Annotated in this window: 27 protein-coding genes; 13 read left to right on the top strand and 14 right to left on the bottom strand. The window is 64.8% G+C overall.

The window, feature by feature from the left end; translation table 11 throughout:
- Positions 1–75: 75 nt before the first annotated feature.
- Entirely contained in the window at positions 76–969 is an 894-nt protein-coding gene (locus tag MnOB_RS08155) for a LysR family transcriptional regulator (protein ID WP_077523723.1), read from the bottom strand.
- Positions 970–1,175: 206 nt separating this feature from the next.
- Between MnOB_RS08155 and amaB the strand changes: the two genes are divergently transcribed.
- From amaB to lhpI, 8 genes are all read left to right on the top strand, one after another.
- A complete protein-coding gene (gene amaB, locus MnOB_RS08150; RefSeq protein ID WP_077523722.1) occupies positions 1,176–2,666 on the top strand; it encodes an L-piperidine-6-carboxylate dehydrogenase in 1,491 nt (496 codons plus the stop codon).
- A gap of 29 nt (positions 2,667–2,695) precedes the next feature.
- On the top strand, positions 2,696–3,979 hold the full coding sequence (gene amaA, locus MnOB_RS08145; RefSeq protein WP_077523721.1) for an L-pipecolate oxidase: 1,284 nt from the start codon (positions 2,696–2,698) through the stop codon (positions 3,977–3,979).
- A gap of 484 nt (positions 3,980–4,463) precedes the next feature.
- Positions 4,464–5,585 carry a branched-chain amino acid ABC transporter substrate-binding protein gene (locus MnOB_RS08140; protein ID WP_077523720.1) on the top strand — a complete coding sequence of 374 codons (1,122 nt, stop codon included), beginning with the start codon at positions 4,464–4,466 and terminating at the stop codon, positions 5,583–5,585.
- Positions 5,586–5,813: 228 nt separating this feature from the next.
- The gene (locus MnOB_RS08135) at positions 5,814–6,728 is read left to right on the top strand and encodes an ABC transporter permease subunit (RefSeq protein WP_077523719.1); all 915 of its coding nucleotides are present in this window, start codon (positions 5,814–5,816) and stop codon (positions 6,726–6,728) included.
- A gap of 2 nt (positions 6,729–6,730) precedes the next feature.
- Positions 6,731–8,017, top strand: coding sequence for a high-affinity branched-chain amino acid ABC transporter permease LivM (gene livM / locus MnOB_RS08130; protein WP_077523718.1), 1,287 nt, complete (start codon positions 6,731–6,733; stop codon positions 8,015–8,017).
- A complete protein-coding gene (locus MnOB_RS08125; RefSeq protein ID WP_077523717.1) occupies positions 8,014–8,889 on the top strand; it encodes an ABC transporter ATP-binding protein in 876 nt (291 codons plus the stop codon). The genes livM and MnOB_RS08125 overlap by 4 nt, the downstream gene beginning before the upstream one ends.
- A complete protein-coding gene (locus MnOB_RS08120) occupies positions 8,886–9,602 on the top strand; it encodes an ABC transporter ATP-binding protein (RefSeq protein WP_077523716.1) in 717 nt (238 codons plus the stop codon). Before MnOB_RS08125 ends, MnOB_RS08120 begins: the two co-directional genes overlap by 4 nt.
- Positions 9,603–9,705: 103 nt before the next feature.
- A complete protein-coding gene (gene lhpI, locus MnOB_RS08115) occupies positions 9,706–10,638 on the top strand; it encodes a bifunctional Delta(1)-pyrroline-2-carboxylate/Delta(1)-piperideine-2-carboxylate reductase (protein WP_077523715.1) in 933 nt (310 codons plus the stop codon).
- Positions 10,639–10,751: 113 nt separating this feature from the next.
- On the opposite strand, the gene MnOB_RS08110 is transcribed toward lhpI, so the two are convergent.
- Entirely contained in the window at positions 10,752–11,075 is a 324-nt protein-coding gene (locus tag MnOB_RS08110) for a putative quinol monooxygenase (protein ID WP_077523714.1), read from the bottom strand.
- A gap of 491 nt (positions 11,076–11,566) precedes the next feature.
- Here MnOB_RS08110 and MnOB_RS08105 point away from each other — a divergent pair, with 491 nt between their 5' ends.
- Positions 11,567–12,331, top strand: coding sequence for an SDR family oxidoreductase (locus tag MnOB_RS08105; protein WP_077523786.1), 765 nt, complete (start codon positions 11,567–11,569; stop codon positions 12,329–12,331).
- Here the strand turns inward: MnOB_RS08105 and MnOB_RS08100 are convergent.
- From MnOB_RS08100 to MnOB_RS08075, 6 genes are all read right to left on the bottom strand, one after another.
- Complete coding sequence (locus MnOB_RS08100) at positions 12,312–13,223, bottom strand: glycerophosphodiester phosphodiesterase family protein (RefSeq protein WP_077523713.1); 912 nt, start codon at positions 13,221–13,223, stop codon at positions 12,312–12,314. The genes MnOB_RS08105 and MnOB_RS08100 overlap by 20 nt on opposite strands.
- A gap of 248 nt (positions 13,224–13,471) precedes the next feature.
- The gene (locus MnOB_RS08095) at positions 13,472–14,044 is read right to left on the bottom strand and encodes a HupE/UreJ family protein (RefSeq protein ID WP_077523712.1); all 573 of its coding nucleotides are present in this window, start codon (positions 14,042–14,044) and stop codon (positions 13,472–13,474) included.
- 95 nt (positions 14,045–14,139) lie between these two features.
- Positions 14,140–14,751, bottom strand: coding sequence for an urease accessory protein UreG (ureG, locus tag MnOB_RS08090; RefSeq protein WP_077523711.1), 612 nt, complete (start codon positions 14,749–14,751; stop codon positions 14,140–14,142).
- 14 nt (positions 14,752–14,765) lie between these two features.
- Positions 14,766–15,440: an urease accessory protein UreF gene (locus tag MnOB_RS08085; protein WP_077523710.1), complete on the bottom strand. Its 675-nt coding sequence runs from the start codon at positions 15,438–15,440 to the stop codon at positions 14,766–14,768.
- On the bottom strand, positions 15,437–15,937 hold the full coding sequence (gene ureE, locus MnOB_RS08080; RefSeq protein ID WP_077523709.1) for an urease accessory protein UreE: 501 nt from the start codon (positions 15,935–15,937) through the stop codon (positions 15,437–15,439). The genes MnOB_RS08085 and ureE overlap by 4 nt, the downstream gene beginning before the upstream one ends.
- A 170-nt stretch (positions 15,938–16,107) precedes the next feature.
- The gene (locus MnOB_RS08075) at positions 16,108–16,743 is read right to left on the bottom strand and encodes a TetR family transcriptional regulator (protein WP_077523708.1); all 636 of its coding nucleotides are present in this window, start codon (positions 16,741–16,743) and stop codon (positions 16,108–16,110) included.
- Between the two features lie 139 nt (positions 16,744–16,882).
- On the opposite strand from MnOB_RS08075, the gene MnOB_RS08070 reads away from it, so the two are divergent.
- Entirely contained in the window at positions 16,883–17,986 is a 1,104-nt protein-coding gene (locus tag MnOB_RS08070; RefSeq protein ID WP_077523707.1) for a ferredoxin reductase, read from the top strand.
- An 8-nt stretch (positions 17,987–17,994) separates the two neighbouring features.
- The gene (locus MnOB_RS08065; protein ID WP_077523706.1) at positions 17,995–19,056 is read left to right on the top strand and encodes a fatty acid desaturase family protein; all 1,062 of its coding nucleotides are present in this window, start codon (positions 17,995–17,997) and stop codon (positions 19,054–19,056) included.
- A 231-nt stretch (positions 19,057–19,287) separates the two neighbouring features.
- Here the strand turns inward: MnOB_RS08065 and MnOB_RS08060 are convergent, their stop codons facing one another.
- Positions 19,288–19,656: a phage infection protein gene (locus tag MnOB_RS08060; protein WP_077523705.1), complete on the bottom strand. Its 369-nt coding sequence runs from the start codon at positions 19,654–19,656 to the stop codon at positions 19,288–19,290.
- Between the two features lie 283 nt (positions 19,657–19,939).
- Here MnOB_RS08060 and MnOB_RS08055 point away from each other — a divergent pair, with 283 nt between their 5' ends.
- Positions 19,940–21,988 (top strand): AsmA family protein, encoded by a 2,049-nt coding sequence (locus MnOB_RS08055; RefSeq protein WP_077523704.1) that lies wholly within the window; start codon positions 19,940–19,942, stop codon positions 21,986–21,988.
- Positions 21,989–22,034: 46 nt separating this feature from the next.
- On the opposite strand, the gene osmE (MnOB_RS08050) is transcribed toward MnOB_RS08055, so the two are convergent.
- The 3 genes from osmE (MnOB_RS08050) to MnOB_RS08040 form a co-directional block, all read right to left on the bottom strand.
- Positions 22,035–22,373: an osmotically-inducible lipoprotein OsmE gene (gene osmE / locus MnOB_RS08050; protein WP_077523785.1), complete on the bottom strand. Its 339-nt coding sequence runs from the start codon at positions 22,371–22,373 to the stop codon at positions 22,035–22,037.
- 224 nt (positions 22,374–22,597) lie between these two features.
- The gene (gene osmE, locus MnOB_RS08045; protein ID WP_077523703.1) at positions 22,598–22,963 is read right to left on the bottom strand and encodes an osmotically-inducible lipoprotein OsmE; all 366 of its coding nucleotides are present in this window, start codon (positions 22,961–22,963) and stop codon (positions 22,598–22,600) included.
- Positions 22,964–23,093: 130 nt separating this feature from the next.
- Positions 23,094–24,359 carry an Hsp70 family protein gene (locus MnOB_RS08040; protein WP_077523702.1) on the bottom strand — a complete coding sequence of 422 codons (1,266 nt, stop codon included), beginning with the start codon at positions 24,357–24,359 and terminating at the stop codon, positions 23,094–23,096.
- Between the two features lie 119 nt (positions 24,360–24,478).
- On the opposite strand from MnOB_RS08040, the gene MnOB_RS08035 reads away from it, so the two are divergent.
- Complete coding sequence (locus tag MnOB_RS08035) at positions 24,479–24,748, top strand: PsiF family protein (protein WP_077523701.1); 270 nt, start codon at positions 24,479–24,481, stop codon at positions 24,746–24,748.
- A gap of 18 nt (positions 24,749–24,766) precedes the next feature.
- Here MnOB_RS08035 and MnOB_RS08030 read toward each other — a convergent pair whose 3' ends face one another.
- Positions 24,767–25,252 (bottom strand): hypothetical protein, encoded by a 486-nt coding sequence (locus tag MnOB_RS08030; protein WP_234358219.1) that lies wholly within the window; start codon positions 25,250–25,252, stop codon positions 24,767–24,769.
- Positions 25,253–25,256: 4 nt separating this feature from the next.
- Positions 25,257–25,610, bottom strand: coding sequence for a DUF6152 family protein (locus MnOB_RS08025; RefSeq protein ID WP_077523700.1), 354 nt, complete (start codon positions 25,608–25,610; stop codon positions 25,257–25,259).
- Positions 25,611–25,627 lie beyond the last annotated feature (17 nt).

Raw genomic sequence — 25,627 nt, 5'->3', positions numbered from 1 at the left:
CCTGCGGCCTGCTTGGCGAATGAATTCGCCCCTACGGAAGAGAAGTCCGCATTTGTCCGGTCAGGGCAACGCTCGTCATTCCTGGTCCAACTGCTCCAGCATCCAGCGCACGAAGTCCTTCACCTTCGGCACTTCCGCGGCGTGTTCGGAGTAGGCCAGGTAGTAGGCGTTGCGGCTGGGCATGGGGTGATCCCAGGGGATCACCAGCTTGCCTTCGGCCAGCTCCTCCTCCACCAGAAATCGCGGCAGCAGGGCCACGCCGCAGCCGGCCTGGGCGGCGCGGATGCACATGTAGGACGTGTCGAAGCGCGGCCCGTGGTAGCTGTGCTCGGTGTGCCGGTCCTGGCTCTGGAACCACTCGTGCCAGGCTTCCGGGCGGGTGGCGTTTTGCAGCAACACCAGGTCGGTGAGCTGGGTCGGCTCAGTGAAAGGTTCGTCCGGCATCGCCCCGGGTGCGCAGACCGGCACCACCTCCTCGCTGAACAGGCGAATGCACTCGGCACCGGGCAGGGCGCCATGGCCGAAGTAGAAGGCTACGTCGCAGCGGCCCTGGACCAGGGCGTTGGGCTCAAGCTCATTGCGCAGGTCCAGATGCACGTTCGGGTGGCGCAAGCGCCAGCCCTTGAGCCGAGGGATCAGCCAGCGCGCGCCAAAGGTCGGCGGAGTGGCCACGCGTAGCACTTCGGTATCGCCGCCGTAGGACAGCATGTAGTGGGTGGACATCTCCACCTGGGCGAGGATCTTGCGTACCTCGGTCAGGTACAGCGAGCCCGCCGGGGTCAGTTGCAGGCGTCGGCGTACGCGGCGGAACAGCAGGTGCTGGAGCAGTTCCTCCAGCTGCGCCACCTGCTTGCTCACTGCACTCTGGGTCAGGTTCAGCTCTTCGGAGGCGCGGGTGAAACTGAGGTGCCGCGCCACCGCTTCGAAGCATTGCAGGGCGGTGATCGAGGGCATGTGGCGTTTGAGCATCGCGGATTCTCGGGGCGGGCCGGAACATGAATAAACGGAATGATATGTGTCGGAAAGGTCGTTTGTTGGCAAGCCCTTTTCGCGGCTATTACTGGTGCCATTCCCATCTGGCTCCCAACCTGTAGGAGTCAGCTTGCTGGCGAACGCTTCGCGAGCAAGCTCGCTCCTACAGAGGGCGCTATAAGTTCGTTGAGACAGGAGTTCCCATGGTTGCCGCACTGCTTGACCGCCTCGGTGTCGATTCATCCCTCTACCAGCAAGGCGATCACGCCGTTCATTCGCCCATCGACGGCAGCCGCATCGGCAGCGTACGCCTGGAAGGCCGCGACGAAGTCGAAGCGAAGATCGCCCGCGCTGCCGAAGCCTTCCAGGCCTGGCGCAAGGTGCCGGCGCCGCGTCGTGGCGAGCTGATCCGCCAGTACGGCGAAGTGCTGCGCCAGTACAAGGCCGAGCTGGGCGAACTGGTGTCTTGGGAAGCCGGCAAGATCACCCAGGAAGGCCTGGGTGAAGTGCAGGAAATGATCGATATCTGCGACTTCGCCGTCGGCCTGTCGCGGCAGCTCTACGGTCTGACCATCGCCTCCGAGCGCCCCGGCCACCACATGCGTGAAACCTGGCACCCGCTCGGTGTGGTCGGCGTCATCAGCGCCTTCAACTTCCCGGTCGCCGTGTGGTCGTGGAACACCGCGCTGGCGCTGGTATGTGGCAACCCGGTGGTGTGGAAACCCTCGGAGAAGACCCCGCTCACCGCGCTGGCCTGCCAGGCGCTGTTCGAGCGCGTGGCGAAGAATTTCAGCGAGGCCCCGGCCAACCTCAGCCAGGTGGTGATCGGTGCTCGCGAAGCCGGCGAGGCCCTGGTGGATGACCCGCGCGTGGCACTGGTCAGCGCCACCGGCAGCACCCGCATGGGCCGTGAAGTCGCACCCCGCGTGGCGGCGCGCTTCGCCCGCAGCGTGCTGGAGCTGGGCGGCAACAACGCGATGATCCTCGCTCCCAGCGCCGATCTCGACCTGGCGGTACGCGCCATCCTTTTCAGCGCCGTCGGCACCGCCGGCCAGCGCTGCACCACGCTGCGTCGCCTGATCGCCCATGAATCGGTGAAGGCCGAGATTGTCGAGCGCCTGAAGGCCGCCTATTCCAAGGTGCGCATCGGCCACCCTCTGGAGGGCAACCTGATCGGTCCGCTGATCGACAAGCAAAGCTTCGAGGGCATGCAGCGCGCGCTGGAGCAGGCCCGCGCCGAAGGCGGCAAGGTCTTCGGCGGTGAACGCCAGCTCGAACGGCAATTCCCGAACGCCTACTACGTGTCCCCGGCCATCGTCGAAATGCCCGGCCAGAGTGCCGTCGTCTGCCACGAGACCTTCGCCCCGATCCTCTACGTGGTCGGCTACCGCGACTTCGAAGACGCCATCGCCCTCAACAATGCCGTGCCCCAGGGCCTGTCGTCCTGCGTGTTCACCACCGATGTGCGTGAAGCCGAGCTGTTCCAGTCGGCGGTCGGCAGCGACTGCGGCATCGCCAACGTCAACATCGGCCCGAGCGGCGCGGAAATCGGCGGCGCCTTCGGTGGCGAGAAGGAAACCGGTGGTGGTCGTGAGTCCGGCTCGGATGCCTGGAAGGCCTATATGCGCCGTCAGACCAACACCGTGAACTACTCCCACGAACTGCCGCTGGCCCAGGGCATTACCTTCGACTGAGCGGGTTCCGGCCCTAAGGACTGCTATCCATGACCCTGCGCCAGGAATGCCTCTGGGAGTATCTGACGCCACAACTGCCGGAAAGCTCTGTGCTGCACGGCGAGGTCAAGGTCGATGTCTGCGTGATCGGGGCCGGTTTCACCGGCCTCTCCGCTGCGTTGCACCTGCTGGAGGCGGGCAAGCGTGTCTGCCTGCTGGAGGCTCACACCGCCGGTCATGGCGGTTCCGGGCGCAACGTCGGACTGGTCAATGCGGGGATGTGGATTCCGCCGGATGAGATCGAAGCCGGCCTCGGCCACACGGTCGGCGAGCGCCTCAATCGCACCCTGGGCGCTGCGCCGTCGCTGGTGTTTTCCCTGGTGGACCGCTACGACATCGACTGCCAGCTGCGCCGCGAAGGCACTCTGCACATGGCTCACAATGCTCGCGGCCAGGCCGACCTCGCCAGTCGCTGCGAGCAGTGGCAACGGCGTGGCGCGCCGGTAGAGCTGCTGACCGGCAACGCCTGCCGCGAAGCCACCGGCACCGACAAGATCGCCGCCGCGCTGCTCGACCGCCGCGCCGGCACCCTCAATCCGATGGGGTACACCCGTGGCCTGGCCCGTGCGGTGAAATACCTCGGCGGCCAGCTCTTCGAACATACGCCCGTGCTGCGCCTGGAGCGCCAAGGCGCCAACTGGTGCGTGGTCAGCGAACACGGCGTCGCCATCGCCCCGCAAGTGGTGATCGCCTCCAACGCCTACACCGAAGGCGAGTGGACGGAGCTGCGCCGCCATTTCTTCCCTGGTTTCTATTACCAGGTGGCTTCCACGCCGCTTTCAGGCGAGGCCGCCGCGCGCATCCTGCCGGGCGGACAGGGTTCCTGGGATACCCGTCAGGTGCTCAGCAGCATCCGCCGCGACGCCGACGGCCGCCTGCTGCTCGGCAGCCTGGGCAACGGTTCGCGCAAGCCAGACTGGTTCCTGCGTGCCTGGGCCGATCGGATCCAGCGCCACTACTTCCCGTATCTGGGCAAGGTGGATTGGGAATTCACCTGGACCGGTTGCATCGATTTCACCCCCGACCACCTCATGCGCCTCTACGAGCCGGCGCCCGGCCTGCTCGCCTTCACCGGCTACAACGGTCGCGGCGTGACTACCGGCAGCGTGGTGGGCAAGGCGTTCGCCGACTATCTGCTCAGCGGTGACGAGACGGTCCTGCCGATGCCTTTCCAACCCATGCGCGCGGTGGCGGCGGTGGGGCTGCGCAGTTCGCTGTACGAAGCGGGCTTTTCGCTCTACCACGCGGGTCAGTGCCTGCGCGTGGTGATCTGACAGGTAGGGGCTTGGCGGAGTAGGGTGGACCACGCTTCACCGGTCCACCATGGGCGTTAGGGCCGGCATCGAATGGTGGAGATGAAAAGCGATTTCCACCCTACGAAAAGCTCGGAGTGGTTATTGAACGCGTGACGCGGGTAGCAAAAAAATTCACTGCACGGCTTTCGGAAAGTAGGAACTTTCTTGCAGGATTGGGGGAACGGTAACAGTGCGAGGTGGGAAAATTCGCGCACCAGTGATGTGCAAATAAGTACCGCGAGTCTATTGTTAGCGAATCTGCTGGCACACTGATGCCGTGGGGCTTCCAGGCACGCCTGAAGATAAAACGGCCTTATTTGGAAGTTATTGATTTAAAAGAATAAAAATAAGAAGCGTAGGAGGTGGGACAGCCTTTCAGGGCGCGGAGCAACTACAAGAATTAATGGCACGCCACTTGCTGAACACGAGCGCTAACCCTAAAAAACCTCAGGAGCAAAACTCCATGTCGCAGAAGATTTTCAGAAAAGGCTTTCTGGCTCTGGCGGTTACCACCGCGCTGGGCATTTCTTCCGTTGTACAGGCTGACGTAGTCATTGGCGTTGCCGGGCCGCACACCGGCGCGAACGCCTCGTTCGGGGAACAATACTGGCGCGGCGCTTCCCAGGCCGCCGAAGATCTCAACGCCGCCGGCGGTATCAACGGCGAGAAGATCAAACTGGTGAAAGCCGACGACGCCTGCGAGCCGAAACAGGCCGTAGCCGTTGCCAACCGTCTGGTCGACCAGGACAAGGCCATCGCCGTTGTCGGTCACTTCTGCTCCTCCTCCACCATTCCCGCTTCCGAGGTTTACGACGAGGCCGGCATCATCGCCATGACCCCGGGCTCGACCAACCCGGCAGTGACCGAGCGCGGCCTGTCCGGCATGTTCCGCATGTGCGGCCGTGACGACCAGCAAGGCATCGTCGCCGGCGACTACATCATCGACGTGCTGAAGGCCAAGAAGGTCGCGATCATCCACGACAAGGACACCTACGGTCAGGGCCTGGCCGATGCCACCAAGGCGCAGCTGGCCAAACGCGGCGTGAAGGAAGTCCTGTACGAAGGCCTGACCCGCGGCGAGAAAGACTTCAACGCCCTGGTTACCAAGATTCGCGCCTCCGGCGCCGAGGTCGTCTACTTCGGCGGCCTGCACCCGGAAGCCGGCCCGCTGGTTCGCCAGATGCGTGAACAGGGTCTGACCGCCAAGTTCCTCTCCGGCGACGGTATCGTGACCGACGAACTGGTCACCACCGCCGGCGGCCCGCAATACACCAAGGGTGTGCTGATGACCTTCGGCGCCGATCCGCGCAAGATCGAGGACGGCAAGGCGGTGATCGAGAAGTTCCGCGCTGGCGGCTTCGAGCCGGAAGGCTACACCCTGTACGCCTATGCAACCCTGCAAGCCCTGGCTGCCGGCTTCAACGGCGCCGGTTCCAACGAGCCGGCCAAGGCCTCCGAATGGCTGAAGAGCCATCCGGTACAGACCGTGATGGGCAAGAAGGAATGGGACTCCAAGGGCGACCTGAAAGTCTCCGACTACGTGATCTACGAGTGGGATGACAAAGGTAAATACGCCCAGCAGTAATAGCCGGCGGGATCGCTTCTTCGATCCTGACTGGAAATAGCTCGGCTGACCGGCCAAATGCCACCCGCATCTGGCCGGTCGGTGCATTCCGGGAAACTGCTGAAGTCCTATTCTGCTCGAGCCGGGAGTGATCCACTCCCGATCCGGTAATTCAGTGGTGCCCGTCTGATTCCACTCGCGGGAGCTGGCCGAACCCAAGGCCGGACCCCCAAAAGACGAGACAGAGTGATGGACGGTATTATCCTGCAACAACTGATCAACGGGCTGACCCTCGGGTCGGTCTACGGTCTGATCGCCATCGGTTACACCATGGTTTACGGCATCATCGGCATGATCAACTTCGCCCACGGCGAGGTGTACATGATCTCCGCCTACATCGCCGCGATCACCCTGGCCATCCTGGCCTTCTTCGGACTCGAGTCCTTCCCGCTACTGATCCTTGGCACCCTGCTGTTCACCATCCTGGTGACCGGCGTGTATGGCTTCGTGATCGAGCGCATCGCCTACAAGCCGCTGCGCAACTCCACCCGCCTGGCGCCCCTGATCTCCGCCATCGGCATGTCGCTGATCCTGCAGAACTATGTGCAGCTCAGCCAGGGCGCCCGCCAGCAAGGCGTGCCCACCCTGCTCGACGGCGCGCTGAAGTTCCATATCGGCGATGGTTTCGTGCAGCTCACCTACACCAAGGTGTTCATCCTGGTGGCGGCCTTCCTCGGCATGGCGGTGCTCACCTACATCATCCAGCGCACCAAGCTCGGCCGCATGTGCCGCGCTACCCAGCAGGACCGCAAGATGGCGTCGATCCTCGGCATCAACACTGACCGGGTGATCTCCTACGTGTTTGTCATCGGTGCTGCCATGGCCGCCCTGGCCGGTGTGCTGATCACCATGAACTACGGCACCTTCGACTTCTATGCCGGCTTCATCATCGGCATCAAGGCGTTCACCGCCGCGGTGCTCGGCGGTATCGGCTCGCTGCCCGGCGCCATGCTCGGCGGGATCATCCTCGGCATCGCCGAGGCGCAGTTCTCCGGCATGGTCAACACGGACTACAAGGACGTGTTCAGCTTCTCGCTGCTGGTACTGATCCTGATCTTCCGTCCCCAAGGCCTGCTGGGCCGCCCGCACGTCGCCAAGGTGTAGTCATGACTTCTGCCATTGCCAGGAAACCCCTGGATTTCAAGAAGAGCCTGATCGACGCCGTTATCGCCGGTCTGCTCGCCCTTATCGTCTTCGGCCCCATCATGGGTGTGGTACTCGACGGCTACAGCTTCAACCTGGAGTTCAATCGGGTTGGCGTGATGATGGCCGTGGTGATGCTCGGCCGTTTCTTCCTCAGCCTCTACCTGCAGACCCCACGCGGCGAAGTGCTGATGCAGCGCTTCGAATCCACCGGTTCCGGCGTTCACGTGCGTGATCCCGACTACAAGAGCCGGCTGCGCTGGGTCATCCCACTGCTGATCGTCGCGGCGGTGATCTTCCCGTTCTTCGCCAGCAAATACCTGCTCACCGTGGTCATCCTCGGCCTGATCTACGTGTTGCTGGGCCTGGGCCTGAACATCGTGGTCGGTCTCGCCGGCCTGCTCGACCTCGGCTACGTGGCCTTCTACGCCATCGGTGCCTACGGCCTGGCGCTGGGCTACGAGCACCTGGGACTGGGCTTCTGGTCCGCCTTGCCACTGTCCGCCGTTGCCGCGGCGTTGGCCGGCGCACTGCTGGGCTTCCCGGTGTTGCGCATGCACGGTGACTACCTGGCCATCGTGACCCTGGGCTTCGGCGAGATCATTCGCCTGATCCTCAACAACTGGCTGAGCTTCACCGGTGGCCCGAACGGCATGTCGGTGCCCTCACCGACCTTCTTCGGCCTCGAGTTCGGCCGCCGGGCGAAAGATGGGGGGGTGCCCATCCACGAGTTCCTGGGCTTCACCTACAACCCCAACCTGAAGTTCCTGTTCATCTACGTGGTGCTCTTCCTGGTGGTGCTGCTGGTCCTCTACATCAAGCACCGCCTGACCCGCATGCCGGTGGGGCGCGCCTGGGAAGCGCTGCGCGAGGACGAGATCGCCTGTCGCGCCATGGGCCTGAACCACGTGCTGGTGAAGCTCTCGGCCTTCATGCTGGGCGCCTCCACGGCCGGCCTGGCCGGGGTCTTCTTCGCCAGCTACCAGGGCTTCGTCAACCCCTCGTCCTTCACCTTCTTCGAGTCGGCGCTGATCCTCGCCATCGTCGTGCTCGGGGGCATGGGTTCCACCGTCGGGGTGGTGATCGCCGCCTTCGTCCTCACTGTCGCGCCGGAGCTGCTGCGCACCTTCGCCGACTACCGTGTGCTGCTCTTCGGCGTGCTCATGGTGGTGATGATGATCTGGCGACCGCGCGGGCTGATCCGCATCAGCCGCGTCGGCTTCACCCCGCGTAAAGGAGTAGCCCCATGAGCGACGAAAACATCCTCAGCGTCGAGCACCTGATGATGCACTTCGGCGGCATCAAGGCGCTCAACGATGTCAGCCTGAAGATCAAGCGCGGTTCGATTTCCGCGCTGATCGGCCCCAACGGCGCCGGCAAGACCACCGTGTTCAACTGCCTGACCGGCTTCTACAAGGCCACCGGCGGACGCATCCAGCTCAATACCCGGAGCAGCAGCACCGACGTGATCAAAGTGCTGGGCGAGCCGTTCCAGCCCACCGACTTCTTCAACCCCGCGCAGTTCGCCAGCCGCCTGCGTTACAAGATGTTCGGCGGCACCCACCTGGTGAACCGCGTAGGCCTTGCACGCACCTTCCAGAACATCCGCCTGTTCCGTGAAATGTCGGTGGTGGAGAACCTGCTGGTGGCCCAGCACATGTGGGTGAACCGCAGCCTGCTGGCAGGTGTGTTCAATACGCCGGGCTTCCGCAAATCCGAGGAAGACGCCCTGAACCATGCGTTTTACTGGCTGGAAGTGGTCGACCTGGTGGATTGCGCCAACCGCCTGGCCGGGGAGCTTTCCTATGGCCAGCAACGGCGCCTGGAAATCGCCCGCGCCATGTGCACCCGGCCGCAGCTGATCTGCCTCGACGAACCCGCCGCCGGCCTCAACCCGGCCGAGACCGAAGCGCTCAGCCGGATCATCCGCAAGCTGCGCGACGAACACGACCAGACCGTTCTGCTGATCGAACACGACATGGGCATGGTGATGAGCATTTCCGACCACATCGTGGTGCTGGACCACGGCGAAGTGATTGCCGAAGGCAACCCCCACGACATCCGCCACGATCCCAAGGTGATCGCCGCGTACCTCGGCGCCGAAGAGGAGGAAGTGGCATGAGTGCACCCCTCCTGGAGTTCAAGGATGTCGACGTCTTCTACGGGCCCATCCAGGCCCTGCGCAACGTCAGCCTGCACATCAACGAAGGCGAGACGGTGAGCCTGATCGGTGCCAACGGTGCGGGCAAGTCCACGCTGTTGATGTCGATCTTCGGCCAGCCGCGCGCTGCCAATGGCGCGATCGTCTACCAGGGCACCGATATCACCCACAGGTCGGCGCACTACGTTGCCTCCAACGGTGTCGCGCAGTCGCCGGAAGGGCGCCGGGTGTTCCCCGACATGAGCGTGGAAGAGAACCTGCTGATGGGCACCATCCCCGTCGGCATGGACCATGCGGATGAAGACATGCAGCGCATGTTCGACCTCTTCCCGCGCCTCAAGGAACGACGCAACCAGCGCGCCATGACCATGTCCGGCGGCGAGCAGCAGATGCTCGCCATCGCCCGCGCGCTGATGAGCCGACCCAAGCTGCTGCTGCTCGATGAGCCGTCCCTGGGTCTCGCGCCCATTGTGGTCAAGCAGATCTTCCAGACCCTCAAGGAACTGGCCCAGACCGGCATGACCATCTTCCTCGTCGAGCAGAACGCCAACCATGCGCTCAAACTCTCCGACCGCGCCTATGTGATGGTCACCGGGGAAATCCGCATGAGCGGCACGGGCGAGGAATTGCTGGGTAACCAGGAAGTCCGCAACGCCTACCTCGGCGGTCACTGACCGACGCTGCTCCCTCTCCCTGGATCATCTCCCCTCTCCCTTAAGGGAGAGGGGCCGGGGGAGAGGGATGTTTGCTCACCCTAGCTCTACCAGGGAGTCCGCGATGCAAACCCTGCGCTTCTTCACCAACGCCGATGTCGCTGCGGCGCTGGACTATCCACAACTGATCGAGGCCCTGCGCCACGGCCTGGCCAACGCGGCCGAGGCCCCGGTGCGCGCCTGCCATGCCCTGCCACAAGACGCCACGCTGCTCTGCATGCCGGTCTGGCAGCAGGGGCAGGGTGTCGGCGTGAAGCTGGTAACGGTGTATCCCCACAACGGCGAAAAGGGCCTGCCCTCGGTCGCCGCGCTTTTCACCCTCTTCGACGACGCCACCGGCCGGCCGCTGGCGGTGCTGGAAGCCTCCGAACTCACCGCTCGCCGCACCGCCTGTACCTCGGCCCTGGCCGCCAGCGCGCTGGTCCGGCATGACGCCAGCCGGCTGCTGGTGGTGGGCACGGGCACCCTGGCCGCGCACATGGTTCGCGCGCACTGCGTGGTGCGCCGGTACGAGCGTGTGGATATCTGGGGCCGTCACCCTGAAAAGGCCGCCGAACTGGTGCGCTCCCTCGCCGAGGAGGGTTATCCGGTGCAGGTGGCGCCCGACCTGCAGACCTGCGCCCAGCAGGCGGACTGCATCAGTTGCGTCACCACGTCCACGTCGCCGCTGGTACTCGGGGACTGGTTGCGGCCGGGCACCCATTTGGACCTGGTGGGCGCCTTCCTGCCGACCATGCGGGAAACCGACAGTGCCGCCGTGGCCCGCTCGCGCATCGTCGTCGACACCCGTGCCGGTGCTCTTGAAGAGGCCGGGGACCTGATTTTCGCCATCGCCGAGGGCGCCATCACCGAGCAAGCCATACACGTCGAACTTGCCGACCTGCTGCACGGCCGTGGCCATCGCCAGACCAACAGCGAGATCACCCTGTTCAAGTCCGTGGGCTATGCCCTGGAAGACCTGATTGCGGCGCAGGTGTTGCTGGCAGGTACTGTGTAGCGACATCTCCTTGTAGGGGCGAATTCATTCGCCAAGCAGCCCGAAGGGTTGCCCACGACCCAAGCGGGGGGCAGCTGCGCCGCCCTTGGCGAATGAATTCGCCCCTACAGGTTCTAGAGTTCATCCGCTTGTTCGGTCTGAGGCAGCTTCGCCGCCAGCACCTCGATGCGCTCGATTTGCGGCAGCTCGCTGAGCAACTCGTCCGCGCGCTCCATCAGCTCTTCCGCCACTTTTCCGGCCATGTGCGCCTGCAGCCCGAGATCGTTGGCGAAGGCGTCAAAGATGCCGAAGGTCGTCGGCCCCATTCGCAGGGCGAACCAGGCCGTGGTATCGGGCTCTTCCTGCACCCGTTGCAGGCCGCCCCGAAGGAAATCCTCCACTTCGGCGACCTTGCCTGGCTTGGCTTCCAGACGTACCAGCAACGCGACTTTAACCATGACCCGATCTCCTCTGTGGCTAGGCAGGCAAGTCTAGGCCGATGGAAGAGGGCGCCAGTCCCGCTTGTCCGAAGTGGAGATATCCACCGGCAATGGAGATCACTGCGAACGCCTTGCAGGGGCGAATTCATTCACCCTTGGGAAGTTGATAACAATCTCTGTGCAGCGCTCTGTGGATAACTTGGGAGCAGTTGCTTCCACGCCCCGCAGTCCGTAGCTCTAAAAGCCCTGCTCAGAAATTGTTCAGGTGGGCTTTATGCCGGATGAACAGTGGCTTATACAGTGTCTTGGCGGCTGCGCCCCTGCTATCGAGTTGTCCCCGCCTGCTGTGTGGAAAGCTGTGGATAAGCTTGGGAGTAACAGCTGAGGCCCAGTGCCGGCGAGGGTTACACGAAGGTGATGGTTTTTTCGCCATCAGTTCGTCCCTGTGGATGTCGTAACCTATGCCGGTCTATCGCAACGGGCCCGTGCCCCAGAGCAAGGAGAACAGCATGACTTCCACCGTTTTCATCACCGGCGCCACCTCGGGATTCGGCGAAGCCTGTGCCCGGCGCTTCGCCCAGGCCGGCTGGTCGCTGGTGCTGACCGGCCGCCGCGCCTCACGCCTGCAGGCTCTCAAGGATGAGCTCTCGGCCCTGACCGATGTGCACACCCTGGAGCTGGATGTGCGTGATCGCAAGGCCATGGAAGCCGCCATTGCCGGCCTGCCGGCGAAGTACGAGAAGATCCGTGGCCTGATCAACAACGCCGGCCTGGCGCTGGGGGCCGAGCCCGCGACCCAGTGCAACCTGGATGACTGGGACACCATGGTCGACACCAACATCAAGGGCCTGATGTACAGCACCCGCCTGCTGCTGCCGCACCTGATCGCCCATGGCCGTGGGGCGAGCATCGTCAATCTGGGTTCGGTGGCCGGTAACTGGCCCTATCCCGGCAGCCACGTGTACGGCGCCACCAAGGCCTTCGTTGGCCAGTTTTCGCTGAACCTGCGCAACGACCTGGTGGGCACCGGCGTACGTGTCACCAATATCGAGCCGGGCCTGTGCGAGAGCGAGTTCTCGCTGGTGCGTTTCGGCGGTGACCAGGCCAAGTACGACGCCACCTACGCCGGCGCCGAAGCCATTCAGCCGGAAGACATCGCCGAAACCATCTTCTGGATCATGAACCAGCCGGCCCACGTGAACATCAACAGCCTGGAGCTGATGCCCGTGAGCCAGACCTGGGCGGGTTTCGCGGTCAATCGCTCAGCGAAGTGATGCGCGTCGAGCGCCCCAGCAACTGCAGGGCGCGATCCGGGTAATCGGTGATCAGGCCATTCGCCCCCATGTCCAGCAGGTGGCGCATGGCCGGTTGCTCGTTGATGGTCCACATCTGCACCGCCAGGCCACGCTGCAGGGCGGTGCGCATGAGCCTGTCGCTGGCCACCTGCAGGCCGCCGCTGCTTTCCGGGATTTGCAGGGCCTGGTAGGAGGGACTGACCAGACTGCCAAGGCCGATCCAGTTCAATGCCACCAGCAGGCGCACCGATGTCGGTCCGGCCGACGTGGCGACGCCGGGGCAGACCTCGCGGAAGCGCTTCAGGCTGCGCTCGTAGAAACTTCCCACGAGAACACGCTGGCGCTGCTGGTGTTTGTCCAGCATGGCGCAGAGCTGCTCCTCCATGCCCACGTCCGGCACCTTGATTTCGACGACCTTGGGCTGCTCCGGGAAGCGCTCCAGCACTTCGGCGAAGGTGGGAATGCGAATGCCCTGGCCACGGTAGGGATAGCTCTCGCCGCCGTCGGCACTCCAGCGGTAGCCGGCGTCCAGCGCCTGCACGTCCGCCAGGGAGAGGTCGGCCACCTTGCCGTCGCCGTTGGTGGTGCGATCCACCCGTGCGTCATGCAGGACCACCAGCTCGCCGTCGCGGGTACGGCGCAGGTCCATTTCCAGCATGTCCACCTTGAGTGCAGCCGCGCGCTCGAAGGCGAACAGCGTGTTCTCCGGCCACAGGCCGCGACCGCCACGATGGGCGATGACCAGGGGGTGGTCGCCCAGGCCAGCGAGCACGGCGGGGCGTTCCGCCGGGCGGCTGGTCAGGGCCAGCGCCAGCAAGGCGACGACGAGGAGGAAGAGGGGAGCGAGAAAGAATCGGGCGAAGCGCTTCATGTTGTTCTTATCCGTAAGACGTGGACGGGCGTGCCGAATCAAACGCGGGGACTATGACAAAGAGATGACGGAGAGGCGAGGGGGAGGTGTGCGGGTTGGGATGTGGGTCGATCTTGGGGGAATACCTGTAGGGGCGATTTCAATCGCCAAGCAGGCCGAAGGTCTGCCCTGCGGCCTTGCAGGGGCAGCTGCGCTGCCCTTGGCGAATGAATTCGCCCCTACAAAAGGCGCTTCCTGGCGCGGATGATTCAGCTCGCCAACAACCACACCCCGGCACCCGCGGACACACCACCGGCAATGCGCACCAGCGGCGCGGCGGCGCGCGGCAGGGCGCGAACCAGGCCATAGCCGGCGGCATGCAGGGTGGCGGTGGCGGCGATGAAGCCGACGGCGTAGCCCCACGGGCTGGCCAGGTCCGGTAGCTCGAGGCCGTGGGCGACGCCATGGGCCAACGCGAATAGCGCGGTCAGGCCCATGGCGAGCCACAGCGGCGGCCGCACCGCGACGGCCACCAGCAGGCCGAGGGCGAGTACCGAGCCGGCGATACCGCTTTCCATCAACGGCATTTCCATACCGGCGAAGCCCAGCAAGCCGCCCAGCAACATGGTGCCAACGAAGGTCAGCGGCAGTGCCCAGCGCGCCGAGCCTTGCTGCTGGGCGGCCCAGAGGCCGACAGCGAGCATGGCCAGCAGGTGATCGAGTCCGGTAACCGGGTGGGCCATGCCCGACATCACCCCGGCATGGTCGTGGCCCGCATGAGCGAAGGCGATGGCCGGCGTGAGGAACAGGGCGATGGCGAAGAGCGATTTGCGCAGGTTCATGGTGAAGCTCCTTTCACATGAGAGCGAGAGTGGTGGGACAAGGCCCTCATCCGCACGCGGCCCGCCCCGGCCCCTCTCCCAGTGGGAGAGGGGAGTTAGTTGGTCAGCAGGCCCTGCTTCTCGATGAAGGCGATGATCTCGTCCAGGCCCTGGCCGACCTTCTGGTTGCTGAACACGAAGGGCCGCTCACCGCGCATCTTGCGTGCGTCACGGTCCATCACTTCCAGGGAAGCGCCGACCATGGGCGCCAGGTCCACCTTGTTGATCACCAGCAGGTCGGACTTGCAGATGCCGGGGCCGCCTTTGCGCGGCAGCTTGTCGCCGGCGGAAACGTCGATCACGTAGAGGGTCAGGTCGGAGAGTTCCGGGCTGAAGGTGGCGGACAGGTTGTCGCCGCCGGACTCCACCAGGATCAGGTCCAGGCCGGGGAAGCGGCGATTGAGCTGTTCCACGGCTTCGAGGTTGATCGAAGCGTCCTCGCGGATCGCCGTGTGCGGGCAGCCACCGGTCTCGACACCGATGATGCGTTCCGGCGCCAGGGCCTCGTTGCGCACCAGGAACTGGGCGTCTTCCTGGGTGTAGATGTCGTTGGTCACCACCGCCAGGTTGTAGCGCTCGCGCAGGGCACGGCAGAGGGCCAGGGTCAGGGCGGTCTTGCCGGAACCTACCGGGCCGCCGATACCGACGCGCAAAGGTTGGCTGTTCATGTGCTGTGCATCTCCTAGGAACGGAACAGACGGCTGTATTGGCGCTCGTGCGCCATGCTCGCCAGGGACAGGCCGAAGGCGGCGCTGCCCCAGAGGGTCGGGGGGATTTCACTGGCTTCGCGCTGCGCCCGCTCCAGGCTGGGCAGCAGGGCGGAGGTCAGGCGCTGGGCGGCTTGCTGGCCCAGTGGCAGGGTCTTCATCAGCACTGCCAGCTGGTTTTCCAGCCAGCCCCAGAGCCAGGCGGCGAGGGCGTCTTGCGGCGCGATGGTCCAGGCACGGGCAGCCAGGGCCCAGGCCACGGCCAGGCCGGGTTCTTCCAGTTCGCCCAGCAGTTGGCGTGCGGCGTCGTCCTGCTCGGGGAGGTCATGCAAAAGTTGCTGCAGGGAGTAGCCCATCTGCCGGCTTTCCAGCTGCAGCTCGCGGGTTTCGCGGCTGGCGCGGTGACGCTCGGCGAGGTGCTTCAACTCGTTCCAGTCCTCGCATGCCGCCGCTTCGCAATGGGCCAGCAGCAAGGGCGCCTCGAAGCGTGAAAGGTTGAGCAGCAGTTGATCCCTGATCCAGCGCGCGGCGCTGTCCGGGTCGTGCACCCGTCCCGAGTCCACCGCCAACTCCAGGCCCTGGGAATAGCTGTAGCCACCAATCGGCAGCTGCGGACTGGCAAGTCGCAGGAGCTGCCAGGCTTTGTTCACGTGCGCACACCGAACTGATGCAGGCGTGGCGCGTAGCTGAAGTCGGCTTCCAGCTGATGGGAATGGTGATGGCCACCACCATAGGCGCCGTGTTCAGGCTGGAAGCCGGCCTCGATGTTTTCCACCGTGGCGCCCAGCTGTTCGAGCATCGCCTTCAGCACGTAGTCGTCCAGCAGGCGCAGCCAGCCCTCGCCGATCTGCAGGGCGACGTGGCGATTGCCGAGGTGGTAGGCGGCGCGGGTCAGTTCGAAGGCGCTGGCGCAGGTGACGTGGAGCAGGGCTTCGGGACGGGCGCTGACCTTGACCACTCGGCCGTCCTGGCTGCGTAGGCAATCGCCGCCGCGCAGGGGCGGCTGGCCGCGTTCGAGGAACAGGCCGACGTCTTCGCCCTTCACAGTGAAGCAGCGCAAACGGCTCTTGCTGCGCGCTTCATAGGTCAGCAGCAGCTCTTCGTCCCAGCTCGACTGGGCCTCTATTCGTTCGTGGATGACCAGCATCGGGCGAATCCGGCAGTGTGCATTGCCGGGTGCAGAGCAAGGCCCTTGCCAAGATCGCCGGGCGCCCGTTCAGCGGGGCTTTCGCCAGGTCGTGCCTGCCTGTGGGGCGTAATGGTGGGCCGTGGTGGTGCGAGTTGCACCCGAGTGGTGCGGCTGTGCTGGCGGAACGGTCAGCTTTTCGGCTTGCCCGGCCCGAGCCAGTGTTTGCCGCCGATCATGATGAAGCGCAGCTGCTGGGTGATCTTGGCGGCGGGCAGGAGGTGCGGCGGCAGGTTGTCCGCCGGCGGATCGATCAGTTCCGGGAGCGTGGCGAATACCGTTTTCACCACCAGGTCAGCCACCAGGTCGACGCCTTCGTCGTCCAGCTGCGGCATGCGGTTGATCAGCTTGAGGTCGGCGGCCAGGTCGTCGGTGATGCGCTGGCGCAGGGCGCCGATGGCTTGGCGCACGGGCTGCGAGCCGCCGTATTGCTCGCGGGCGAGGAAGAGGAACTGGCCACGGTTGGCGGCAACCGCATCGAGGAAGATGCGCACCGAGGCTTCGATGATGCCGCCCAGTTCGAACTCGTTCTGGCGTACCACGCGGATGGTGGCGCGGAAGGTCTCGCCAACTTCCTCGACCAGGGCCAGGCCGAGTTCGTCCATATCGTTGAAATGGCGGTAGAAGCCGGTGGGCACGATGCCGGCATTGCGCGCCACTTCCCGCAGGCTCAGGCCGCCGAAGCCACGTCCGCTGTCCATCAGGAGCCGCGCGGCATCCATCAGGGCGTGGCGGGTCTGCTGCTTCTGTTCCGAGCGTTGGGTCATGGGGCGCGGCCGTTGGCGAATGTGCGGCGCACTCTAGCAAAAGGGCTTAGGGGGCGCGAACCTGCTTCAGTGAACAAGTGTTGACTGTAATTCGTTGGTTCGTGCAGCCTAGTGCACAACTGTTCACTAGAGTCTTTCCATGCCCCTCTTGTCCGTTTCCCTGGCGCGCCATCTTGGCCCCGCGCTCGGGCCCTTGCGTGCGCTGGTCGCTGGCGGCTGGCTGCAGGAGTCCGAGCTGGACTGCCTGCTGCGCCGCGTTCATCCGGTCCTGCGCCTGCACCGGGTATTTGCCTGGGTCGAATCCCGACGCTGGGTGGCCGACGACATGCTCGCCCTCGGCCTGCGCACCAATGGCAATGCGCGTGGCTGGCTGCCTGGCCAGCATGTCCGGCTTTACCAGGAACTGGATGGCGTGCGGCATGGACGCAGTTACAGCCTGCTGGCGGTGGAGGCCGACGGGCGCATCGAGGTGGCGGTGAAACGCCAGCCGGGCGGCCGCCTGTCCACCTGGTTGCTGGACCGTTTGGAGGTGGGCAGCGTGCTGGAGCTGGACCCGGCCCAGGGTGAACTGGCCTGGCCGAATGACGCGGCGTCCGTACTGCTGCTGGCCGCCGGCTCGGGCATCACCCCCTTGCTCGGTCTGCTGCGCCAGGCGCTGGCCCGCGGCTTCAGCGCGCCGGTCACACTGCTGCACTACGTGCGCCAGCGCGGCCAGCGCGCCTTCAGCGAGGAGCTGCAAGCATTGATGCGCCGCCATCCCAATCTGCAGGTGCGCTGGGCTATCAGCGGCGAAGCGCCTTTGGCTGATGAGATGGCGGGGCGCTTCCAGGCGGATCATTTGACCGGGTTGCCCGCACACAGCCTGCTGGCGTGCGGGCCGCATGGCTTTGTGGAAGGGGTGCGCGCCTGGTGGCAGGCATCGCCTCGCGACGGCAGCCTGCAGTTGGAGGCCTTTACGCCACCCGCGCAGATCAGCGGGAGCGGCACAGCGATTCGCCTGCGCTTCGCCCGCTCTCATCGGGAGTTGCCGGGCAGCAGCGCCGTCAATCTGCTGGATCAGGCCGAATCCCACGGCTTGCGCCCGCCCCATGGCTGCCGCCAGGGCATCTGCACCGGCTGCACCTGCCAACTGCTGGCCGGCAGCGTGCGTGACTTGCGCACCGGCGCCGTGACGGCCGGGCCCGGGCTGCCTATCCGCCTCTGTGTCAGCGCGCCGCTAGGCGATGTGGAACTGGAACTCTAGGACTCGAGATGCGAAGCGACCGCGAACTCACCCCTGCTGAGCTGGATGCCTTCGGCGCTGAGCTGGACGCCCTGCGCCAGCGCACCCTGGACGATCTCGGCGAAGCCGATGCCTGTTACATCCGCCGAATCCGCGCGGCCGTGCGCTTCTGCTGCTGGAGCGGGCGCGCCTTGCTGCTGTTCGGTTGGTTCCCGCCCACCTGGTTGCTGGGCGTGGCCCTGCTCGGACTGGGCAAAATCCTCGAGAACATGGAATTGGGCCACAACGTCATGCATGGCCAGTACGACTGGATGAACGACCCGGAACTGCGCGGCACTCGCTACGAGTGGGACATCGCCGGGCCTTCGGACTTCTGGCGGCATACCCACAACCACATCCACCACAGCTACACCAACGTGCTCGGCATGGATGATGACGTCGGCTATGGCGTGGTGCGGCTGTTTCCCGAGCAGCGCTGGAAGCCCTTCTACCGCTGGCAACCCGTGTGGGTGACGCTGCAGGCGGTGCTGTTCCAGTACTCGGTGGCCGTGCAGCACCTGCGCCTGGACCAGTACCTCAAGGGCCGCATGAGCGCCGATGAACTGCGACCGCGACTGCGCCAGTTCAATGCCAAGGTACTGCGCCAGTCGGTGAAGGATTACCTGCTGTTCCCCTTGCTGGCGTTGCTGGTCGGGGGGAGTGTGACGGCCGTGCTGGTGGGCAACCTGCTGGCCAACCTGATCCGCAACCTGTGGACCTTCACCGTGATCTTCTGCGGCCACTTCACGGAGCGCGCGGCGGTCTTCCCACCCAGCGTGCTGGAAGGGGAAAGCCGAGGTCACTGGTATCTGCGCCAACTGCGCGGCTCCAGCAATCTGGAAGGAGGGCAGCTGTTCCACATCCTCACCGGCAACCTCAGCCACCAGATCGAACACCACCTGTTCCCCGACCTGCCAGCCCGGCGCTACGCCGAGATGGCCAAGAGGGTGCGGGAGATCGCCGGGCGTTATGGGCAGGTCTACAACAGCGGACGGTTGTCGGTGCAGTTCGGTAGCGTGATTAGGCGAATCTGGAAGTACCGGTTGGCGTGATTTCGCGAATGAATTCGCTCCTACAAGGCGGTGTCCGGCTCGACCTGGGCACGGTCTGCTCCCCTCTCCCTCCGGGAGAGGGGCCGGGGGTGAGGGAGGTTGGGAACCCCCTCGGGAGTTCAAGGGCGAACCTGCGGTCCGTTTGGCGAATGAATTCGCCCCTACAGGGTATGGGTGCCCATTAGCACAAAGCCCGGCATTTGCCGGGCTTTGAGGTTTTGCAGTCTGCGATCAGGCGATACGGTTGGCGCCAATGCGGTCGGAACCACCTTCGGCGACGCGGAGGGCGTTGCTACGATCAGAACCGCCTTCGGCTACGCGGAAGCCCTGAGTGCGATCGGAACCACTTTCAGCGATACGGTTTGCGCCGGTGCGGTCGGCGCCACTTTCAGCGATGCGGTTGGCACCGGTGCGATCAGAACCACCTTCGGCGACGCGGTCCAGGACCATGAAGCTACCTTCGGCGGCAACCGGCTCGACGACCTGGATGTAGGCGCCTTCCTTCGCTTCGCCCAGAACGGACTGGGAGTCGGACGGCAGGGCGAAAGCGCTGGTGCTGAGGGCGGTGATGAACAGGGCGGCGAAGGCTTGGGTTTTCATGATCGTGTGCTCCTCGAAGGGGGCTGGAAACTGGGTACGGAGCCAATCTTACGGATCGGGGTTCGATTAAAAAGTGATCACTCCCGATAGAGAACATCAACGCCGTTAATGTTTGCGACGCCCTTTATAATCAATGCCTTGCATCACTCTCGGGTCGGTTGGCGGGATTGCCGGTGGTCGAAGCGCTGCGTTTCGAGGGAGCATCCCGGCACATCCACGGGTCGATAAGGCATGGACATCACGTCGCCTGCCAAGGGTTGCCGTGAGCAAAGGGGAGAAGTGCATGACGCGAGGTCTTCGCATCGTGGCCAGGACGGTCCTGGCATTGGCGCTGCTGCTGGCGGCATTGCTGGTGCTGGTCGCCACCTTCGATTGGAACCGCATCAAGCCGGCCCTCAACCAGCGGGTGTCCGTCGAACTGGGACGCGAGTTCGCCATCGACGGCAATCTCAGCGTCATCTGGCAGCGCGAAGAAGGTGAGGGGGGCTGGCGCGCCCTGGTGCCCTGGCCGCGTTTCGTGGCCGAGAAGCTGCGTTTAGGGAATCCTGAGTGGGCCAAGGGCGGCGACTTCGTCAGCCTGGAACGGGTGGAGTTCCGCGTCGCGCCACTGCCGTTGCTCTGGCAGCAGCTGAGCATTCCGCGCATCGACCTGGGCAGCCCGCAGGCCAGCGTCAGGCGCCTGGCGGATGGTCGCAACAACTGGACCTTCGAGCTGCCGAAAAAACCGCAGGACGATCAGCAGCAGCCCTCCAGCTGGAGCCTGGACATCGGCACCATTGGCTTCGACAAGGGCCAGGTGAAGGTGGATGACGCGCAGACCGGCACCCGGCTCGACATCCTCGTCGATCCATTGGGCAAGCCGATTCCATTCAGCGAACTGCTGCCGACCAAGGGGGCGAGGCCTGCGACGGCGACCGCCCAGGACTACGCCTTCGGCTGGCAGGCGAAAGGCAGCTACAAGGGCCAGCCGCTGGATGGCAAAGGCAAGGTGGGCGGCCTGCTGGCGCTGCAGAACGCCGACCTGCCCTTCCCGTTGCAGGCCGATATCAAGGCCGGCGATACCCGCATCGCCTTGCTGGGGACCCTGACCGATCCGCGTGAACTTGGCGCCCTCGACCTGCGTCTGCAGCTATCCGGCAAAAGTCTGGCCCAGCTCTATCCGCTGACGGGCGTTACGCTGCCGGAAACCCCGGCCTACTCCACGGATGGCCGGCTGGTGGCGCAACTGCACGAGCCCGGCGGGGCAAGGTTCCACTACCAGGGCTTCAACGGTCGCATCGGCGCCAGCGATATCCATGGCGATCTCACTTACGTCGCCAGCCAGCCTCGGCCCAAGCTTTCAGGCACCCTGACGTCGGAGCAGCTGCGCTTCGCCGATCTCGGCCCGCTGATCGGCGCCGACTCACGGGCGGGGCAGCAGGCACGCGGTGTCGCCACCCGGCAGCCGACGGACAAAGTGCTGCCGGTGGAGGAATTCCGCACCGAACGCTGGCGGGCGATGGATGCCGATGTGAGCTTCACCGGCAAGCGCATCCAGCACAGCGAGAAGCTGCCCTTCACCGACCTCTCCACCCATGTGCTACTCGATGACGGCGTGCTCAGCCTCGCGCCCCTGCGCTTCGGCGTGGCCGGCGGCGACCTGGACACCACCCTCCGTCTCGATGGGCGGCGGACACCGCTGAGTGGCAAGGCCCAGATCAAGGCGCGCCATTTCAAGCTCAAGGAGCTGTTCCCGAATGTCCAGGCCATGCGCAACAGCCTGGGCGAGCTGAACGGCACTGCGGACCTGTCCGGCACCGGCAACTCGGTGGCGGCGCTGCTGGGCACGGCCAATGGCGACGTGCAGATGCTGGTCAACGACGGCACCATCAGTCGCAACCTGATGGAGATCGCCGGGCTCAACGTGGGCAATTACCTGGTGGGGCGGCTGTTCGGCGACGAGGAAGTGAAGATCAATTGTGCGGCGGCGGATCTGGGGCTGAAGGATGGCCTGATGACCCCGCGCCTGTTCGTCTTCGATACCGAGAATGCGCTGGTGCGGATCGACGGCAATGCCAACTTCCGCAATGAGCGCCTGGACCTCAGCGTCAATCCGGATTCCAAGGGGGTGCGGGTGTTCTCGCTGCGCTCGCCGCTCTACGTGCGCGGCACCTTCAAGAATCCCCAGGCCGGGGTGCAGACGGTGTCATTGGTGGTGCGCGGAGCGGGCATGCTGGCGCTGGGGGTGGCGGTGGCCCCGGCAGCTGCCTTGTTGGCGCTGGTGGCTCCGGCGGCTGGAGGCGAGGAGGGAAATGCCTGCCAGCCCCTGTTACAGCAGATGCACAAACGTTAGGCGGACGCCTTGCCAAGGTCTTGCTGGTGCGTCTGCCGGACCGGACTCAAAGCTGGTCGCGCTCCGCCTGCTCGCGCTGGCCGCAGGTCATGAAGCCCTTGTGGCGCACGCGGCCGCTGCTGTCGAAGCTGATGTGGTAGGGCTGCTGGTGGCCCTCTTCATTGAGGATGTAGTTGTTGCAGGAACCCGGGTGCACGCTGCGCTGGACGACGGAAGAGGGGCGCCCGCCAATGATCAGCACCTGCTGTCGGCTCATTCCGGGTTCGACTTCCTCTACCAGGGGCTGGTTGCGGAAGGTGAGATAGTCCGTGGGGTTTTCGATCTTGCTGGCGCAGCCCGCCATCGATGCCAGGGCACAAGCCATGACAAGCGCTTGCTTGTACATCATGGGTCCTCATGGGTTAACGCTATTGAAACACTGCGCTTGGAACATCGAAGACTGGGGAGAGTTCGCCCGAGTTCGCCGGGAGACGAAGCAGGCGATGGACGGCATTCCGCCAGCAGCTGGCGAAATGCCTGGGGGAGGAGCTGAAAGCCGCGCCAGGCGTGACTTTCAGCTTGGGTGATGGCGAACTGCCGGATGCCGCCGTTCGGCAGCGATAAGACCGATCAATAGCCGCCGTCGCCCGCTTGTTTCTCGGCTTTCTCGCGTTCGGCCTGTTCGCGTTGCTGACAGGTCATGAAGCCCTTTTCCTCGACCCGGCCGCTGCCGTCGAAGCTGACATGGTAGGCCTGCTGGTGGCCGTCCTGATTGAGGATGTAATCGTTGCAGATGCCGGCATTGACCTTGCGACGCATAGAAGACGATGGCGGGCCGCCGATGGTGCGCACCTGCGACTCGGTCATGCCCTCGTCCACCTGCTTGACCAGCGGCTGGTCGCGGTAGGTGTAGTAGTCGGTGGGGTTTTCCATCTTGCTGGCGCAACCGACCATCGAGGCCAGGGCGCAGGCCAGCAGCAATGCGTGCTTGCTCATGGCAGAACTTCCCTATCTGGCGCGGGCCCTTCCCGCGATGGGATTGAGCCTAGCAGGGCATTGAAAATCTACCTGCGGCGGGGATCGCGCGGCCCGGCAAGGGATGCCGGACCGGTGGGCAGATGAGCGGTCAGCCGTAGCGTTTCTTCGCTTCGATGGCCAGGCCGCTGCCGATGCTGCCGAACAGGTTGCCTTCCACCTGGCGCGCATTGGGCAGCATCGCCGCCACGCTCTGACGCAGTGCCGGAATGCCGCTGGAGCCGCCGGTGAAGAACAGCGTGTCGACCTCGTCGGCACGCACGCCGGCCTGGGCCAGCAGGCCATCGACGCTGGCACGGATGCGTACCAGCAGGTCGTCGATGGCGCTCTCGAACAGCGCGCGGGTCAGCTGCACATCGAGGCCCGGCTCGATGCGTGCCAGGTCGATGCGGCGGCTTTCGGCCTCGGTCAGCTCGATCTTGCTGTCTTCCACCTGCATGGCCAGCCAGTGGCCGGCGCGCTGCTCGATCAGGCTGAACAGACGGTCGATGCCGGTGGCGTCGACGATGTCGTAGCGCATGTTCTTCAGCGCCAGTTGCGACTTCTGCGCGTACACGGCGTTGATGGTGTGCCAGGTGGCCAGGTTCAGGTGGTAGCTGGTGGGCATCAGCGCGTCGCTCTTCATCCGGCTGCCATAGCCGAACAGCGGCATCACGCCTTGCAGGCTGAGTTGCTTGTCGAAGTCGGTACCGCCGATGTGCACGCCACCGGTGGCGAGGATGTCGTCCTGGCGCTCGGCCAATTCCCGGCGTTCGGGCGAGAGGCGTACCAGCGAGAAGTCCGAGGTACCGCCGCCGATGTCGACGATCAGCACCAGTTCCTCGCGCTCGATGTCGCGCTCGTAGTCGAACGCGGCGGCAATGGGTTCGAACTGGAAGGACACGTCCTTGAAACCGAGCTTCTGCGCCACGGCGACCAGGGTGTTCTGGGCTTCCTGGTCCGCCTCCGGATCGTCATCCACGAAGAATACCGGGCGACCCAGTACCACCTGCTCGAACTCGCGGCCGGCGGATGCCTCGGCGCGCTGCTTGAGCTGGCCGATGAACAGACTGAGGAGGTCCTTGAAGGGCAGGGCGCTGCCCAGCACCGTGGTTTCGCTTTTCAGCAGGGGCGAGCCCAGCAGGCTTTTCAGCGAGCGCATGAGGCGGCCCTCGTAGCCTTCCAGGTACTCGTGCAGGGCCTGACGTCCATAGGCCGGGCGGCGCTCCTCGGTGTTGAAGAACACCACCGAAGGCAGGGTGAACTTGTCGTCCTCCAGGGCGATCAGCGGCTCCGCATCCGGGCGCCACAAGCCGACGGTGGAGTTGGAAGTTCCGAAGTCGATGCCCAGGGCCTGGGCGGAGAGGACGTTGCTCATGTCGCGGGTGTTCCGGAAAAAAACGGCCGCGCAGTTTACGCGAGCGGACTCGGGTTGTCCGGCACAGTTCGTCGCGCTGGCTAGACTCCCACCGTGTGGATAAACAGGGAGACCCTTCCATGAAGAAACTATGCCTGCCCGTGATGCTCATCGCCCTGCTGGCCGCCGGCCAAGGCTTCGCCGCCACCCAGCAGGAAAAGATGAAGACCTGCAACGCCGACGCTTCGGCCAAGGCCCTCAAGGGCGACGAACGCAAAGCCTTCATGAGCAAGTGCTTGAGCATGACTCAGCAGGAGCGCATGACGGCCTGCAACAAGGGCGCTTCGGAAAAGGCCCTGAAAGGCGATGAGCGCAAGGCCTTCATGAGTCAGTGCCTGAAGAAGGACTAGCGCCGGCGAGCGTCAGTGCTAGACGTACGCGAGCAATCGGCCGGCCGACATCACCCCGCACCAGATCAGGATCGACAGCGCCACCTGCAGCCGCCCGCTGGCGGGTGGCTGCTGGTCCCAATCCGCCAGCCGTGCGCTCCACAGGGCACGGAACAGCAAGGCGTTGGCGGCACCCACAGCAACCATCAGCAGCTTGAGTTGCAACAACCAGTTCTTCGTCAACGGCCCCGCGTCGGCGGCGAACAGGCAGAAGCCGGTGAGCAGCAGGAGCAGCAGCCCGGCGATGCCGATCGGCGTCAGGCGGCGCGAGGCTTCCAGCAGCGGCACTTCGCGGGCGAGCCCGAGCAGGCGCAGGTCGAGCAGCAGCATGGAGCCCAGCAGCATCACGAGGCCGAGCAGGTGCAGCAGGTTGGCCGCCGGGTAGAACAGCGTGGACTCGCGCATCAGCGCGCCGAAGGGCGATGCTTCCAGCTGTTCCGCCCAGGGCAGGACGAGTTCTATCACCGCCTCAGCGCAGCTCCACCGAGCGTCCGTCGACGATTACCCGCTCCGCACGGATCTCCGCCGTGCCGTCCTTGCGCGGGTAGCCGACCACCGTCACCGTCTTGCCCGGTGCCAGGTCTTTTTCCGGCAGCCCACGCGACTCCATGCGGCTGAGGGGGGCCAGAACCACGTGCCATTCGCGGCCTTCGTAGTCGATGGTGATGTGAGCGTGGGGATTGCGATAGGAAAGCGTCTTGACCGGTGTCTCGATGGTCAGGGTCTTGTCCGCGTCATAGGAACTCCATCCGTGGTGGGCGAACGCAGCGGTGGCGCCAAGTACCAGGGCGAAGAAGGCGATCAGCAGGGCGAGCTTTCTCATGGGTTGGCCTCCAGGCA

The organism is Metapseudomonas resinovorans, assembly GCF_002003485.1.
GTDB classification, from domain to species: Bacteria; Pseudomonadota; Gammaproteobacteria; order Pseudomonadales; family Pseudomonadaceae; genus Metapseudomonas; species Metapseudomonas resinovorans_D.
This window is presented reverse-complemented; position numbering and strand designations above follow the sequence as displayed.

What these genes read in the sequence shown, in the direction of transcription:
- MnOB_RS08155 (WP_077523723.1), bottom strand. Translation starts at nt 969, where the DNA reads ATGCTCAAACGCCACATGCCCTCGATCACCGCCCTGCAATGCTTCGAA.
- amaB (WP_077523722.1), top strand. Translation starts at nt 1,176, where the DNA reads ATGGTTGCCGCACTGCTTGACCGCCTCGGTGTCGATTCATCCCTCTAC.
- amaA (WP_077523721.1), top strand. Translation starts at nt 2,696, where the DNA reads ATGACCCTGCGCCAGGAATGCCTCTGGGAGTATCTGACGCCACAACTG.
- MnOB_RS08140 (WP_077523720.1), top strand. Translation starts at nt 4,464, where the DNA reads ATGTCGCAGAAGATTTTCAGAAAAGGCTTTCTGGCTCTGGCGGTTACC.
- MnOB_RS08135 (WP_077523719.1), top strand. Translation starts at nt 5,814, where the DNA reads ATGGACGGTATTATCCTGCAACAACTGATCAACGGGCTGACCCTCGGG.
- livM (WP_077523718.1), top strand. Translation starts at nt 6,731, where the DNA reads ATGACTTCTGCCATTGCCAGGAAACCCCTGGATTTCAAGAAGAGCCTG.
- MnOB_RS08125 (WP_077523717.1), top strand. Translation starts at nt 8,014, where the DNA reads ATGAGCGACGAAAACATCCTCAGCGTCGAGCACCTGATGATGCACTTC.
- MnOB_RS08120 (WP_077523716.1), top strand. Translation starts at nt 8,886, where the DNA reads ATGAGTGCACCCCTCCTGGAGTTCAAGGATGTCGACGTCTTCTACGGG.
- lhpI (WP_077523715.1), top strand. Translation starts at nt 9,706, where the DNA reads ATGCAAACCCTGCGCTTCTTCACCAACGCCGATGTCGCTGCGGCGCTG.
- MnOB_RS08110 (WP_077523714.1), bottom strand. Translation starts at nt 11,075, where the DNA reads ATGGTTAAAGTCGCGTTGCTGGTACGTCTGGAAGCCAAGCCAGGCAAG.
- MnOB_RS08105 (WP_077523786.1), top strand. Translation starts at nt 11,567, where the DNA reads ATGACTTCCACCGTTTTCATCACCGGCGCCACCTCGGGATTCGGCGAA.
- MnOB_RS08100 (WP_077523713.1), bottom strand. Translation starts at nt 13,223, where the DNA reads ATGAAGCGCTTCGCCCGATTCTTTCTCGCTCCCCTCTTCCTCCTCGTC.
- MnOB_RS08095 (WP_077523712.1), bottom strand. Translation starts at nt 14,044, where the DNA reads ATGAACCTGCGCAAATCGCTCTTCGCCATCGCCCTGTTCCTCACGCCG.
- ureG (WP_077523711.1), bottom strand. Translation starts at nt 14,751, where the DNA reads ATGAACAGCCAACCTTTGCGCGTCGGTATCGGCGGCCCGGTAGGTTCC.
- ureE (WP_077523709.1), bottom strand. Translation starts at nt 15,937, where the DNA reads ATGCTGGTCATCCACGAACGAATAGAGGCCCAGTCGAGCTGGGACGAA.
- MnOB_RS08075 (WP_077523708.1), bottom strand. Translation starts at nt 16,743, where the DNA reads ATGACCCAACGCTCGGAACAGAAGCAGCAGACCCGCCACGCCCTGATG.
- MnOB_RS08070 (WP_077523707.1), top strand. Translation starts at nt 16,883, where the DNA reads ATGCCCCTCTTGTCCGTTTCCCTGGCGCGCCATCTTGGCCCCGCGCTC.
- MnOB_RS08065 (WP_077523706.1), top strand. Translation starts at nt 17,995, where the DNA reads ATGCGAAGCGACCGCGAACTCACCCCTGCTGAGCTGGATGCCTTCGGC.
- MnOB_RS08060 (WP_077523705.1), bottom strand. Translation starts at nt 19,656, where the DNA reads ATGAAAACCCAAGCCTTCGCCGCCCTGTTCATCACCGCCCTCAGCACC.
- MnOB_RS08055 (WP_077523704.1), top strand. Translation starts at nt 19,940, where the DNA reads ATGACGCGAGGTCTTCGCATCGTGGCCAGGACGGTCCTGGCATTGGCG.
- osmE (WP_077523785.1), bottom strand. Translation starts at nt 22,373, where the DNA reads ATGTACAAGCAAGCGCTTGTCATGGCTTGTGCCCTGGCATCGATGGCG.
- osmE (WP_077523703.1), bottom strand. Translation starts at nt 22,963, where the DNA reads ATGAGCAAGCACGCATTGCTGCTGGCCTGCGCCCTGGCCTCGATGGTC.
- MnOB_RS08040 (WP_077523702.1), bottom strand. Translation starts at nt 24,359, where the DNA reads ATGAGCAACGTCCTCTCCGCCCAGGCCCTGGGCATCGACTTCGGAACT.
- MnOB_RS08035 (WP_077523701.1), top strand. Translation starts at nt 24,479, where the DNA reads ATGAAGAAACTATGCCTGCCCGTGATGCTCATCGCCCTGCTGGCCGCC.
- MnOB_RS08025 (WP_077523700.1), bottom strand. Translation starts at nt 25,610, where the DNA reads ATGAGAAAGCTCGCCCTGCTGATCGCCTTCTTCGCCCTGGTACTTGGC.